Origin of the sequence: Massilia aurea, from assembly GCF_040790145.1 — a bacterium.
Taxonomy (GTDB): Bacteria; Pseudomonadota; Gammaproteobacteria; order Burkholderiales; family Burkholderiaceae_D; genus Telluria; species Telluria aurea_C.
Genome location: NZ_JBFMMP010000033.1, coordinates 1 through 13,275 on the forward strand (window position 1 = coordinate 1; position 13,275 = coordinate 13,275).

Here is a 13,275-nt window from a genome sequence, read left to right on the forward strand (position 1 = left end):
ACCAATGCCTGCAACCCCTACTTCCTAAGTCAAGCAAATTATTCCGGACAGCAGTGCGCGCAGGCGGGAATCCAAGTTCAGCGGCGCTAGCCACAACAGCGATATCAACCAGCAACGTACTTGGATTCCCGCCTTCGCGGGAATGACGGTTTTTAAGCGTCAGGTACTGAACACGCGCACTGAATGCCGCCCCAAAACACCAACCACCACACCGCTTTGCAAAATAGTGTGGAGCGCGCTATAATTGCGCTGCGGGGTGGAGCAGTCTGGCAGCTCGTCGGGCTCATAACCCGAAGGTCACAGGTTCAAATCCTGTCCCCGCAACCAACACAATGCAAAAGCCCGACTCAACGAGCCGGGCTTTTGTTTTCTGAGGCAGCAAAAAGCAACCTCGAAGGCAGAGGATGAGAGACAAGAAAGACCACGCAACGTTCGATCTGCCTGGTTTCGAGCCGGCCGCGCCGCTCGATGTGGCAACCGAACCAAAACGCACCGGCCCTCGTCCCCGCCGCGGCTCACTCAAGCAAGAACAACTCTGCCTGATCGATGAAACCGACAACTCCGGCCTGCCTGTCTGGCGCCGCGACGACAAGCTCGACCTGACCGGCCTGCCGGTCTGGGCGCCCGATCCCCAATAGCGTCGGCCCAGCCGGCTGGAGGCTTCCATGCAATCCGATTTCACCTCGCTGGCCCTCACGCCGCAATTCCTCGCCAATCTGGCAACACTCGGTTACGACCACATGACGCAGGTGCAGGCGGAAACGCTGCCGTCCGTCCTGGCTGGCAGCGACCTGATCGCGCAGGCCAAGACCGGCAGCGGCAAGACCGCCGCGTTCGGTATTGGCATCCTGCACAAGCTCAATCCGGCCTGGTTCGCCATTCAGGGCCTGGTGCTGTGCCCGACGCGCGAACTGGCGGACCAGGTCGCCGGCGAACTGCGGCGCCTCGCACGCGGCGTGGGCAACGTCAAGATCCTGACGCTCACGGGCGGCGTGTCGATGCGCCCGCAGATCGCCTCGCTCGAGCATGGCGCGCACATCGTCGTCGGCACGCCGGGCCGCATCCGCGACCATTTGGGCCGCGCCACGCTCGACCTGGCCAATGTGCAGACGCTGGTGCTGGACGAAGCCGACCGCATGACCGATATGGGTTTCTATGACGAGATCGCCGGCATCGTGTCGGCCACGCCGAAGCATCGCCAGACCCTGCTGTTTTCTGCCACCTATCCGGACGATATCCGCTTTGCCACGCAAGGCTTCCTGCGCGATCCGCTGGAAGTGAAGGTCGAGGGCAAGCACAGCTTCGAGCAGATCGACCAGCGCTTCTACGAGATCGGTTTCGAGGGCCGCGAAGATGCCGTTGGCCGCCTGCTGCGCCATCATCGGCCGGTGTCGGCGCTGGCGTTCTGCAATACCAAGGCGCGCTGCCGCGAACTGGCCGACGCCCTGCAGGCGCAAGGCTTTTCGGCGCGCGCGCTGTACGGCGAACTCGAGCAGAGCGAGCGCGATGAAATCCTGGTGCTGTTCGCCAACCGCTCCTGCTCGGTGCTGGTGGCCACCGACGTCGCCGCGCGTGGGCTCGACATCGCCGATCTTGGCACCGTGATCAACGTCGACGTGTCGAAAGACCCCGAGGTGCACGTGCACCGGATCGGCCGCACCGGTCGCGCCGGCGGCAGCGGCATGGCGCACACCTTGTGCGCGCCGAACGAAAAGAAATGGGTCTCCCTGATCGAGAAGTACCAGGATCAGCCGGCCGTGTGGGAAAGCCTGGCTGCACTCGGCGACGATGCCGAACCGGCATCGCCGGCGCCGATGGTTACCCTGGTCATCGCCGGTGGCAAGAAAGCCAAGCTGCGCCCCGGTGACCTGCTGGGCGCGCTCACGGGCGACGCCGGCTTGAGCAAGGAACAGGTCGGCAAGATCAATATTGGCGAATTCAGCAGCTATGTCGCGCTCGAGCGCAGCGTGGCGCAGGCGGCGGTCAAGCGCCTCGGCGAAGGCGATTCGCCTGGCGCGGGCTTTGGCGTCATCAAGGGCCGCTGGTTCAAGATGCGTTTTCTCGACGCTTGACCGCTCTGCATAATGCGCGGCGGGCATACCTGCCGCGCACAGTTGAGACGGTAGTACCCTCTTCCCTGCAAATCTGGCATTATTTGCAATAAATAAACATTCGTCCGGCCCGTTCATGCGGCGACCGGCAAGATGCCATGAACCCCAGCACGCCCCCGCAGCAACTCGACGGCCGCACGGTCCGCGAGATCGTCGAGTACAACCACGAGATGGTCAGCGAGCCCTGGTGCCGCCGCATCATCCGCCAGGTGCTGCAATCGCTCGAAGTGCAGTACGGCATGAACGTGCCGCACCGGCGCATCACGCCCGACAGCCTGCACATCCTCGATTCGGGCGACCCGATGCTGGTGCCGGGCTACAGCGAGCTGCCCGACACCGCCGTGCCGGCCGAATACGAAGCGCGCGACCTGTACGACCTGGCCGCCGTGATGCATTACGCGATCTCGCAAGAGCTGGCGCCGGTCACCCAACTGCGCACGCTGGGATTGAATGAGTACAGCGACAGCTTCCTGGCGGCGCTCGACCGCTGCCTGTCGCCCGACCCGGCCGTGCGTCCGCAAACCATCGAGCAGATGCGCGGCCTGATGGGCATTGCCGTGCTGGCGCCGAAGCCTGCCATGTCCCTGCCGCCGATCGATGACGATCTGGTGGCGCCGACCGTGTCGCCGCTGGCCGGCGTTGCCGGGCATATCGTGGCCGAGCCGGGGCCGACGCCGGGGCCAATGCCGATTACGACGCCGACACCTGCGCCAGTGCCAGTTCCTGAACCCGTGGCGCCACCGAAGGCGCCGACCGCATCCGGCCCGATCCCCATGCGCGCCGCCGCCAATGCCTCGACGCCGGTGGCGCCCGCGCCAGTTGCCGCCACCGCCCAGCCTCACAAGAAACGCTGGCCGCTGCTCATCGGCGCGATCGCGTTGATCGTCGCCGCGCTGCTGGCCCTGTTCGCACTGATGCGCCAGGCCGACACCAGCGACACGCTGGCGCTACCGCCGCCTTCGGAGGCGCCGCTTGCCACTGACGCCCCGGCGCCACTGGTCACGCTCACCGAAGGCCCGGCCCAGCTCGATGCCCCAGTGATCGACGAGGTCGCGCCGCGCACGGCCACGACGGCCACCACCCCGCCGCCGGCCAAGCCCGACGCCGTCGTGCCGCCAACAGCGGTGCGCCTGGCGCCGCAAGGCACGCCGCCCGAAGCCGCCGTCGCCGGCACCACCTATAAACTCCTGATCCAGCCGTGGGGCACGATCGTCGTCGACGGCGTCGAGCGCGGCACGACGCCGCCCCTGAAGCACATCACGCTGCCGCCGGGCGAGCACACGATCCGCATCGTCAACCCGGGCTTCCCCGAGCACACCGTCACCGTACAGTCGGTGCAGGGCCAGAGCGGCACGATCGAACTTGATTTCACCGAGGAGACAACGCCTTGAGCACGCGATTTGTAACTTACCTGCCGGCGGTTGCACTGATCGCCGTGATGGTGTCGGGCTGCGCCGAATTCGGTCCGGCTTTGGGCGGCAAGGAAAAAGCGCGCGCCCATCCCAAGGCTGACGACGTGCGCCCGCGCGCCGAACGCGCCCAGCGCACCGACCGCACCAGCCGCCCTGCCGCCGGCACGGTCGACAAGAGCGACGTCGCGCTGCGCGAAGGCATCGCGCTGTACAACGATGGCGACTACAACGGTGCGATCCGGCGCCTGAACGGCGCCGACATGAAAGGCGCCACGCCGCGCGAGCGCCTGTCTGCCGCCAAGTACACGGCGTTCAGCTATTGCGTGAGCGGGCGCCAGGCGCTGTGCCGCGAAACGTTCGATGGCGCTTTCCGGCTCGATCCGGGGTTCGATTTGGCCGCCGGTGAGCACGGGCACCCGCTGTGGGGCCCGGTGTTCACGCAGGCCAAGCAGGCCGCGCGCCGCTGAAACGCTAGGCGCCGATGCGCGCCCGGTAAGTCGGTGCGCGGCGGCGCCGGCTGGCCTGCTCGTAGGCATACGCCATCCCGATCAGCGCCGGCTCGCTCCACGCCGTGCCGACAAACGACAGGCCGATCGGCAAACCACGCAGGAAGCCCGCCGGCACCGTGATGTGCGGGTAGCCCGCCACCGCTGCCGGCGACGAAAAACTCCCGCCATAATGATCGCCGTTGACGGTATCCGTCAGCCAGGCCGGCCCGCCGGTGGGCGCCACCAGCGCGTCGAGCTTGTAGGCGCGCAGCACCTGGTCGATTCCCTTGTCGCGCGCGTAGCGGTGGTTGTTGGCCAGTGCTTTCACATACTCGCGCGCTTGCAGGCCGCCCGCCGCCTGGGCCGCGATCAGGTGTTCCTGCCCGAAGAACGGCATTTCCTTGCCTGCATTGCGTACGTTGAAGGCGATGATGTCGGCCATCGTTTTCACGGGCGCGTGCGGCGCGTACGCCGCCAGCCAGGCCTCGAGGTCGGGCCGGAATTCGTGCAGCAACACGGTCAGCTCGGACTCGCCGTACTTGTCGGTATTAGGCACCGCCACGTCCACCAGGACCGCGCCCTGCGCCCTGAGCACGCCCAGTTCCTTCTCGATCAGCGCATTCACGCCGTCATTGCCACCGAAAAAGTCGCGCGCCACGCCGATGCGCTTGCCGCGCAGACCATCCTTGCGCAGCGCGTTCGCATATTCGATCGTCGGCGCGCGGGCGGTGGCGCCATCCTGCGGATCGATGCCGGCCAGCGCCGCCAGCAGCAGCGCCGCATCGGCGACGCTGCGCGTCATCGGCCCGGCGGTATCCTGCGAATGCGCGATCGGGATGATGCCGCTGCGGCTGACAAGACCCAGTGTCGGCTTGATGCCGACGATGCCGCAGGTCGACGCCGGCGAGACGATGGACCCGTCGGTTTCAGTGCCCACGGCCAGCGTGGCCAGGCTGGCCGCCATCGCCGACGCCGAGCCCGAACTCGAGCCGCTCGTGTTGCGGTCAAGTGCGTACGGATTGCGGGTCAGGCCGCCGCGTCCGCTCCAGCCGCTGGTCGAGCGGGTCGAACGCATATTCGCCCATTCCGACAGATTGGTCTTTCCCAGGATGACCGCGCCGGCAGCACGCAGGCGCGCCACGATGTGGGCGTCGCGCCGCGCCTTGACGCCATCGAGCGCCAGCGAACCGGCCGTCGTGCTCATCTTGTCGGCGGTGGCGATATTATCCTTGAGCAGGATCGGGATGCCGTGCAGCGGGCCGCGCAGCTTGCCGGCCTTGCGCTCGCGGTCGCGCTCGCGGGCGATGGCGAGTGCGTCGGGATTGGTTTCGATGACCGACCGCAGACGGGGCCCGGCGCGGTCGATCGCCGCGATGCGGGCCAGGTAGCGCGACGCCAGCTCGTGCGCCGTCAGGGTGCCAGCGCGCATGGCCTGCTGCTGGGCGTGGACACCGGCGTCAAGGATGGCGGCGGGCGCCGTCTTCGATGGCGCGGCATGCGCCAGCACACTCGTACTGGCCACCGTGCCGGCCAATCCCATCCGTACAAAATCCCTGCGCTCCATGCCTGTGTGCTCCGTCAAATGGCCAAGCAATAGCATAGCAGCAACTAGAACGTGCTTGTGACGCGCTGCGACGGGCTGTGATACGCGAGACGACCTACAGATGCGTCCATCATATATTGGACAAATCCAGCCCCAACCGTCACCCTGATCCGATCATTGTTTTTTGCATTATCTTGGGAGAATTCCATGCCGACTTACCGTTCACACACCACCACCCAGGGCCGCAACATGGCCGGAGCACGCGCGCTGTGGCGCGCCACCGGCATGAAAGATGGCGATTTCGACAAGCCAATCATCGCCGTCGTCAATTCGTTCACGCAATTCGTGCCGGGCCACGTCCACTTGAAAGACCTGGGGCAAATGGTCGCGCGCGAGATCGAAGCCGCTGGCGGCGTGGCCAAGGAATTCAACACCATCGCCGTCGACGACGGCATCGCGATGGGCCACGGGGGCATGCTCTACTCGCTGCCGTCGCGCGACCTGATCGCCGACTCGGTCGAATACATGGTCAATGCGCACTGCGCCGATGCGATGGTCTGCATCTCGAACTGCGACAAGATCACGCCCGGCATGCTGATGGCCGCGATGCGCCTGAACATCCCGACGGTGTTCGTCTCGGGCGGGCCGATGGAGGCTGGCAAAGTCATCAAGGTGGTCAACAACGAGCGCAAGGTCATCAAGCTCGACCTGATCGACGCGATGATCAAGGCGGGCGACGCCACCGTGTCGGACGCCGACGTGGCCGAGATCGAACGCTCGGCCTGTCCGACCTGCGGTTCGTGCTCGGGCATGTTCACGGCCAACTCGATGAACTGCCTGACCGAGGCGCTGGGCCTGGCGCTGCCGGGCAATGGCACCATCGTCGCCACGCACGCCGACCGCAAGGAACTGTTCCTGCGCGCTGGCCGCCTGATCGTCGAGACCGCCAAGCGCCACTATGAAGGCGACGATTATTCCGTGCTGCCGCGCTCGATCGCCACCAAGGCCGCGTTCGAGAACGCGATGGCGCTGGACGTGTCGATGGGCGGCTCGACCAATACCGTGCTGCACCTGCTGGCGGCCGCGCACGAAGCCGAGGTCGATTTCACGATGGCCGACATCGACCGCATCTCGCGCCTGGTGCCCTGCCTGTGCAAGGTGGCGCCAATGACCGACAAGTACCATATCGAAGACGTGCACCGCGCCGGCGGCATCTTCTCGATCCTGGGCGAACTGGCGCGCGCCGGGCTGTTCGACACGTCGTTGCCGACGATCCACAGCCCGACGATGGCGGCGGCGATCGCGCAATACGACATCGCGGTGAGCAGCGACGCCGCCGTGCACCAGTGGTTCCGCGCGGCGCCGGGCGGCGTGCCGACGCAGGTGGCGTTCTCGCAATCGGAACGCTATGAAAAGAATGACCTCGACCGCGCCATGGGCTGCATCCGCGACCGCGAGCATGCGTATTCGAAAGATGGCGGCCTAGCGGTCTTGTACGGCAATATCGCCGAAAAAGGCTGCATCGTAAAGACGGCCGGCGTGGACGAAAGCATCCTCAAGTTCTCGGGCCGGGCGCGCGTGTTCGAGAGCCAGGACGCGGCAGTGGAGGCGATCCTGGGCGACAACGTGGTGGCCGGCGACGTCGTCATCATCCGCTACGAAGGCCCAAAAGGTGGCCCGGGCATGCAAGAGATGCTGTATCCGACCTCGTACATCAAATCGAAGGGCCTGGGCAAGGCGTGCGCGCTGTTTACGGACGGGCGCTTCTCGGGCGGCTCGTCGGGGCTGGTGATCGGGCACGCGTCGCCAGAAGCAGCCGAAGGCGGCGCGATCGGGCTGGTGCAAGAAGGCGACATGGTCGACATCGACATCCCGGAGCGCACCATCAACCTGCGCGTGACGACCGAGGAGCTGGCGCACCGCCGCGCGGCGATGGACGCGCTGGGGCCTGACGCCTGGTTGCCGCTGGGTCGCGAGCGTTATGTGTCGCAGGCGCTGCAGGCGTATGCGGCGCTGACCACGTCGGCCGACCGCGGCGCCGTGCGCGATCTGGCGCAGTTGCGCCGCAAATAAAGAATACAGACGAAAAAAAACGCTGCCGAGGCAGCGTTTTTTTATGGAGAAAACCGTGCTTAGTTACGCACGACTTTCTTGTACTCGTTGGTACGGGTGTCGATTTCGATCATGTCGTCGCCGCTGACGAACAACGGCACCATCACGGTGTGCTGCTTGCCTTCGATGGCGTTTTCGATCTTGGCTTCTTTCAGGACGTTGCCCGACGTGTTGCCCTTGACTGCCGGCTCCGAGTACACGATCTGGCGTGCAATGGTGGTTGGCAGTTCGACCGAGATGGCCTTGCCGTCATAGAACACGGCTTCGCATTCCATGCCGTCTTTCAGGTAGAACAGGGCGTCGCCCAGGTTCTCTTCTTCGATTTCGAACTGTTCGTAATCGGCGTCCATGAAGACGTACAGCGGATCGGCGAAGTACGAGTAGGTCACTGGCTTCTTGTCCAGCACGACGACGTCGAACTTGTCATCGCCACGGAACACGTTTTCCAGTGGTGCATTGGTCAGAAGATTCTTCATCTTCCACTTGTAGGTGAAGCCCGTGCGGCTCGAGCCATTGACGTCGGAACGCAGCACGATGAACGGCTTTTCATCAACCATGATGATGTTGCCAACACGAATTTCTTTTGCGGGTTTCATAGATATTTTACGTAAAAAGATAGTTGCATTAAATCATCGCCGGCTGGTGGGCCCAAGGCCCCGGACCTGCGTTTGATCGTCGGAATCCGTTAGAAACTAACCGGGCATTATACGCTGTTTTCCTGGGCATACCTCAGATCGCGCACGAAATCGAGGAGTTGTGTGGCCAGATCGCCCTGCGCCAGCACTGCCCCGCGCCACGCCCCGGCCCGCGCTTCGATGTCGGGTAACTCGGCCTGGAGTGCGCGCCAGTTGCCGGCCCAGTCCTCGACCGCTTGTGCATCGTTCCAGCCGAGCATGGTCGCCGACAGGGCCGGCAAGCCTTGCGCATACACTGCCAAGAACGCGCGCAGCTTTTTATGGTGCAGATTTTCGTCCTGCGGATAAATATGCCAGATGAAGGGGCGGTCGGCCCATTGCGCCCGCACCCATGAATCTTCGCCACGCACAAAGTTCACGTCGCAGGCCCAGAGTAGCAGGTCGTAGTCGGCCTGGGGGACGAACGGCAGCACGCGCAGCGTCAGGCTGCCCCGCGTGGCATGCGTGCCAGCCACTGGCGCGGCGTCCAGGAACACCGCGACCTGCTCGGGCGCGACGCCTTCCGGCACCAGGCACAGCGTGGGCGCCGAATCGTCGCGCCAGGCGCCAAACAGCGCGGCGACCGGGGCGTTCGGGTAGCAGAACAGCGACACCTTGCGCGCCGCCATCTCGGTGGCAGTGACGCCAAAGCGCGCGAGAAAGGCGGCTGCCGCGGCCGGATCCTGCTGGAATGCTCGGCGGCGCGCATCCAGTCCGGCTTCGTGCAGCAACCCGCCGGTGCGTTCGTTAAAGCCGGGGAAATAGAAATGCTTGGTCAGGCGCAGGCGCGGGTGCATCGACGGCAGACGGTGGCAGCCCTCGACCCAGTCCTCGGCCGTCAAGCCTTCGTAGTTCAGCCAGACCGGCCGCGGCATGCGGGCGGCCATCGCCGCCTGGTAGCCCGGGGGCAGCTCGCAGCCGAAAAACTCGATCACGATGTCGGGAATGTCGTCGGGGCCGAAAGCGCCCTCCTGATCCTGCCAGTGACGCACCGTCACGCCTTCGATCGCCTGCTGCGCCGCCGCCGGCGCGACCTTGGGGCAGATGCGCTGGAAGCTGACCAGGTCGTCGACCCACAGCGTGACCGCCAGCGCATGCTCGTCGCGCAGCTGGCGCGCCAGGCGCCAGCAGATTCCGATGTCGCCAAAGTTATCGACAACCTTGCAGAAGATCGCCAGCGATGGCGCGGAGGAAGACAGGGACATGGGTGCGGACGGCGCGGAAGCAGGGGCCGTCATTCTAACTGAATTTACTAGGTGATTTTTCTCAAGTCCCAGTGCGCCTGGCGAAGAAATACGCGTCTTTCTGGCGCGCGTCTGCGCTAGCGCAACGACCGAATTTAACGTTGCCTGCATCGGCAGAATGCCAAAACTTCATCTCCAGGCACCGGTCGAACGCCTACCTGCAGGAAAAGCAGCCTCGAAAGGCCGCCATCCTGCCCTTCCCTCGCGCCACCGGTCACGCCGCGGCGCGAATCACATGAACACGGTCGTTTGTGGCGGGTCCAGCCTGGTTTTGGCCGGCCGCAGCGCGACCGACCAACCGGAGGCAAGCATCATGAACGACTATCAACAACCATTTGGCCAACCACAATCTGGTCAACCACAATTCGCGCCACAAGGCCTGGGCAACATGTTCGGCGGCACGCTCGGCGGCGCACTCGGTCGCGGCATCGGCGGCTGGTTCGGCAACAGCGGCGCCGGCGGGCGCATCGGTGAGGTGGCCGGCAACTTCCTCGGAAACCTGTCGCCATTCTCGGCCGATCCATCCGGCGGCATGGGCGCGCAGCAGCAGTTCGACCCGCAACAGCTGCAGCAACTCCAGCAGTTGCAACAACTGCAGCAACTGCAACAGCAGCAACAGATGCAGCAACTGCAGCAACAAGGTCAGCTGACCCCGCAGGGCGGCTTCTTCGGCAATCTGATCAGCACGATCGGCAAACCCGCCGGCGCGCTGGTCGGCAACCTGACCGGCAACCGCAACCTGGGCAATATGATCAGCGACTATTCCCAGTTCGCCCGGTTGTCGCCATTCGGCGCCGACCCGCAAGCGCAGCAGCAGACCCAGCAGCAGCAGAACCCGATCGCCCAGCTCCAGCAGCTGCAGGCGCAGCAACAGCAATTGCAGCAACTGTTGCAGCAGGTCCAGCAACAGGCCCTCGTTTTGCAGCAGCAAATTGCGCAGCAAGGCGGTCAACTGGCGCCGCAGGGCTGGATCGGCAATACCATCACCCAGTACGCACGGCCGGTAGGCAGTTTCATTGGCGAACAGCTGGGCAACCACGGACTGGGCGCAGCCATTGGTGGCGTGGCATCGCAGCTCGGCCGGTATGTGCCGGCGTCGGCTGATCCGTATGGGCAACAGTTCGGCGGACAGCAGTTCGGAGGCCAGCAGTTCGGGGGCCAGCAGGCGCAGTATGGCCAGCCGGGCCAGCAGTTTGGCCAGCAAACCGTCCACTAAACCATCACAACCCAGCCAGGTCACTGCCGACATGTGCCGGTGGTGACCTCGCATTGAGGAGTCATTGCCATGCCGGCTTCACGACCTCCCACCCCACTCGGCCGCTACATCGTGCGCGCCGCGAGCGACGACAACGCACTGGTCAAGTTCCTGGCGACCCTGAGCACCGAACCCGGCGTGCAGGTTGTCGACCTGATCGGTCCGTCGTCGGGTCCGCCGCACACGGCGGTTGTCGAAACCGACGTGTCCACTGCCGAACGGCTGCGGCAACAGACTCTTGACCAGTTAACGATCGAGCCCGACCAACCGCTTTCGCTGTTCGATTGAGCGGCCCCGGGTAAAGGACACAGAATGGCAAAGCAAGCAAAAGACGGCGCTGCCGATGCGCAGCAGACGCCCGCCGCATCGCATGACGGCGCAGAAGACATTCGCACCGCCGACGGTGGGATTCCCGTCGCTCCACGCGGGCGCCCGGTCGTCGAGCGCAAGAAAAAATACCTGGTGGCGCCACGCGCGACGCTCGGCGGCTTTGGCACCAGCAGCTGGATGGCGCCTCTGGGCCTGTCCGCCGTGCAGCAGGCGCTCACTGCCCTGCCCGATATCGACGTGGTCGACACCATCACGCCCCGCGCCGGGCTGGCCACCGCCGGCTTCGGCCCGTCTTCGACGGGCGACAGCACCGAAGGCGTCGTGGTAGCACGCATGACCGATCAAAAAGCCAGCGAACTGCTGCAGCGTGGCCAGGGCCAGTTGCTGGTTGAACGCGACCAGCACCTCGAACTGCTCGACCCCATGTTGCGTCGTCCCGACCTGGTGAGCTCACTCACCCCCTATCAGGGACCGCAATCCGAACTCTTGCTGGCCGTAGTTGACAAGGATGGCGCGCCATTGCCCGACGTCGAGGTGTCGCTGTTCGGCGGCGTATTGCCCAGCAGCGCCGTTACCGGTGCCGACGGTGTAGCGCACCTGCATCTGTATGGCGACGATGCAAGCACGATCAGCGGCGTGTACGTCAAACCGCGCGCCGATTACTGGAGCTTCTACCAGCGCGACCCCGACCTGCGCCCTGACGAGCCGAACGTCGTGATGGTGCGCGCGCTGGCCGATTGGCCGGCGCTGCGCGGCCTGCCGCAGCAAAGCGCGATCGGCTGGGGCGCACGCGCGATGCGCCTCGACCAGGTGCCACAGCAATTTCGCGGGCGCGGCATCAAGGTCGCCGTCATCGATTCCGGCGCTGCCACCACGCACGGCAACCTGAACACGATCCACGAAGGCTTCGACATCATTAACAAGCGCACCGACCACAGCACCTGGAATGTCGATGCGCTCGGGCATGGCTCGCACTGCGCCGGTGTGATTGCCGCCAGCGATCCGGCCTGGGGCATTCGCGGCTTTGCACCTGAAGCTGAAATCCACGTCTGCAAACTATTCCCCGGCGGCCAGATCAGCCAACTGATCGACGCCCTTGAATATTGCATCGAGCATGGCATTGACGTCGTGAACATGAGCCTGGGCGGATCGGCCCCCTCCGAGGCGCTCGAGCGCCAGATCGTGCGCGCCAAGCAGGCCGGCGTGGCCTGCATTGCCGCCGCCGGCAACTCGGCCGCTGCCGTGCAATACCCGGCATCGTCACAGCACGTACTGGCCGTTGCGGCGATCGGCAAGATCGGCGAGTTTCCGCCCGACAGCTACCACGCCGAAACCATTGGCGCCGACATCGACATGTATGGCTATTTCACGGCGCGTTTCAGTTGCTTCGGGCCGCAAGTCGATGTGTGCGCTCCGGGCGTCGCCGTCGTGTCGTCGGTGCCGCCGAATAATTTTGCAGCGTGGGATGGCACGTCGATGGCGGCGCCGCATGTGGCCGGTCTGGCCGCACTGGTGCTGGCGCACCGGCCAGAATTCGGGTCCATGGTGCAAGCGCGTTCGCCAGAACGGGTCGAACATCTGTTCCAGATACTGCGAATGAGCGCACGACCGGTCACGCTGAGCGATCCCACACACATCGGCTACGGCATGCCCGATGCCCTGGTGGCGCTGGGCTTGCCTACGGCGCAGCAGGCGATGCCGTGGCAAAGCGCGGCGGCAGGATTCGGGGCGCCGGGTAGCATGTATGCGATGCCGCCGGGTGACGGTGGCCGTCCCGGCGCGGCCGGCGCCAGCATGCAACCTCAAGGGATGCAGAATCAGCAGATGCAAAATCAGGGGATGGCGTTGCAGTATCCATTCGCGCCGATGCGGATCGCGCTCTGGTGAAATGAAGTTGTGCTGCCGTCATGAGGCGACCGTCGGTGTGGCGAAGGCAGAGGTGGCAAAGGCAGAGGTGGCGAAGGCAGAGAGTAGCGGCGCCAAAGAAAAACCGGAGCCCCACTGTCGTGGCCGGCTCCGGCTCTCTGTCTGGCGTCCCCACGGGGATTCGAACCCCGGTACTCACCGTGAAAGGGTGATGTCCTAGGCCTCTAGACGATGGGGACC

At 65.0% G+C, this 13,275-nt stretch carries 11 protein-coding genes and 2 tRNA genes; 9 read left to right on the forward strand and 4 right to left on the reverse strand.

The features are described 5' to 3' along the window. The first annotated feature begins 250 nt into the window (after positions 1 to 250). From AB2N08_RS22675 to AB2N08_RS22695, 5 genes are all read left to right on the forward strand, one after another. Positions 251 to 327, forward strand: a tRNA-Met gene (locus AB2N08_RS22675). 77 nt (positions 328 to 404) lie between these two features. After that, the gene (locus AB2N08_RS22680) at positions 405 to 638 is read left to right on the forward strand and encodes a hypothetical protein (protein ID WP_367613168.1); all 234 of its coding nucleotides are present in this window, start codon (positions 405 to 407) and stop codon (positions 636 to 638) included. A 27-nt stretch (positions 639 to 665) separates the two neighbouring features. Then, positions 666 to 2,072: an ATP-dependent RNA helicase DbpA gene (dbpA, locus tag AB2N08_RS22685; protein ID WP_367613169.1), complete on the forward strand. Its 1,407-nt coding sequence runs from the start codon at positions 666 to 668 to the stop codon at positions 2,070 to 2,072. 137 nt (positions 2,073 to 2,209) lie between these two features. Further along, on the forward strand, positions 2,210 to 3,502 hold the full coding sequence (locus AB2N08_RS22690; RefSeq protein WP_367613170.1) for a PEGA domain-containing protein: 1,293 nt from the start codon (positions 2,210 to 2,212) through the stop codon (positions 3,500 to 3,502). Further along, a complete protein-coding gene (locus AB2N08_RS22695; RefSeq protein ID WP_367613171.1) occupies positions 3,499 to 3,990 on the forward strand; it encodes a TssQ family T6SS-associated lipoprotein in 492 nt (163 codons plus the stop codon). Before AB2N08_RS22690 ends, AB2N08_RS22695 begins: the two co-directional genes overlap by 4 nt. Before the next feature lie 4 nt (positions 3,991 to 3,994). Here the strand turns inward: AB2N08_RS22695 and AB2N08_RS22700 are convergent, their stop codons facing one another. Then, positions 3,995 to 5,575: an amidase gene (locus tag AB2N08_RS22700; protein WP_367613172.1), complete on the reverse strand. Its 1,581-nt coding sequence runs from the start codon at positions 5,573 to 5,575 to the stop codon at positions 3,995 to 3,997. A 186-nt stretch (positions 5,576 to 5,761) separates the two neighbouring features. On the opposite strand from AB2N08_RS22700, the gene ilvD reads away from it, so the two are divergent. Beyond that, positions 5,762 to 7,627 carry a dihydroxy-acid dehydratase gene (ilvD, locus tag AB2N08_RS22705; protein ID WP_367613173.1) on the forward strand — a complete coding sequence of 622 codons (1,866 nt, stop codon included), beginning with the start codon at positions 5,762 to 5,764 and terminating at the stop codon, positions 7,625 to 7,627. Between the two features lie 59 nt (positions 7,628 to 7,686). Here ilvD and AB2N08_RS22710 read toward each other — a convergent pair whose 3' ends face one another. Continuing rightward, entirely contained in the window at positions 7,687 to 8,262 is a 576-nt protein-coding gene (locus AB2N08_RS22710) for an elongation factor P (protein WP_343025486.1), read from the reverse strand. Between the two features lie 107 nt (positions 8,263 to 8,369). Further along, positions 8,370 to 9,545 carry an elongation factor P maturation arginine rhamnosyltransferase EarP gene (gene earP, locus AB2N08_RS22715; protein WP_367613174.1) on the reverse strand — a complete coding sequence of 392 codons (1,176 nt, stop codon included), beginning with the start codon at positions 9,543 to 9,545 and terminating at the stop codon, positions 8,370 to 8,372. A gap of 352 nt (positions 9,546 to 9,897) precedes the next feature. Between earP and AB2N08_RS22720 the strand changes: the two genes are divergently transcribed. The 3 genes from AB2N08_RS22720 (at position 9,898) to AB2N08_RS22730 (ending at position 13,056) form a co-directional block, all read left to right on the forward strand. Then, positions 9,898 to 10,800, forward strand: coding sequence for a hypothetical protein (locus AB2N08_RS22720; RefSeq protein WP_367613175.1), 903 nt, complete (start codon positions 9,898 to 9,900; stop codon positions 10,798 to 10,800). 69 nt (positions 10,801 to 10,869) lie between these two features. Continuing rightward, a complete protein-coding gene (locus AB2N08_RS22725) occupies positions 10,870 to 11,127 on the forward strand; it encodes a hypothetical protein (protein ID WP_367613176.1) in 258 nt (85 codons plus the stop codon). Between the two features lie 24 nt (positions 11,128 to 11,151). After that, the gene (locus AB2N08_RS22730; protein ID WP_367613177.1) at positions 11,152 to 13,056 is read left to right on the forward strand and encodes a S8 family serine peptidase; all 1,905 of its coding nucleotides are present in this window, start codon (positions 11,152 to 11,154) and stop codon (positions 13,054 to 13,056) included. Between the two features lie 142 nt (positions 13,057 to 13,198). On the opposite strand, the gene AB2N08_RS22735 is transcribed toward AB2N08_RS22730, so the two are convergent. After that, positions 13,199 to 13,274 (reverse strand) — tRNA-Glu (locus AB2N08_RS22735). Position 13,275: the final 1 nt, after the last annotated feature.

Bases quoted from the DNA above. Each gene is read 5' to 3' on its own strand.
- AB2N08_RS22710 (WP_343025486.1), bottom strand. From the start codon at position 8,262: ATGAAACCCGCAAAAGAAATTCGTGTTGGCAACATCATCATGGTTGAT.
- AB2N08_RS22690 (WP_367613170.1), top strand. From the start codon at position 2,210: ATGAACCCCAGCACGCCCCCGCAGCAACTCGACGGCCGCACGGTCCGC.
- AB2N08_RS22730 (WP_367613177.1), top strand. From the start codon at position 11,152: ATGGCAAAGCAAGCAAAAGACGGCGCTGCCGATGCGCAGCAGACGCCC.
- AB2N08_RS22725 (WP_367613176.1), top strand. From the start codon at position 10,870: ATGCCGGCTTCACGACCTCCCACCCCACTCGGCCGCTACATCGTGCGC.
- dbpA (WP_367613169.1), top strand. From the start codon at position 666: ATGCAATCCGATTTCACCTCGCTGGCCCTCACGCCGCAATTCCTCGCC.
- AB2N08_RS22680 (WP_367613168.1), top strand. From the start codon at position 405: ATGAGAGACAAGAAAGACCACGCAACGTTCGATCTGCCTGGTTTCGAG.
- AB2N08_RS22720 (WP_367613175.1), top strand. From the start codon at position 9,898: ATGAACGACTATCAACAACCATTTGGCCAACCACAATCTGGTCAACCA.
- ilvD (WP_367613173.1), top strand. From the start codon at position 5,762: ATGCCGACTTACCGTTCACACACCACCACCCAGGGCCGCAACATGGCC.
- AB2N08_RS22700 (WP_367613172.1), bottom strand. From the start codon at position 5,575: ATGGAGCGCAGGGATTTTGTACGGATGGGATTGGCCGGCACGGTGGCC.
- earP (WP_367613174.1), bottom strand. From the start codon at position 9,545: ATGTCCCTGTCTTCCTCCGCGCCATCGCTGGCGATCTTCTGCAAGGTT.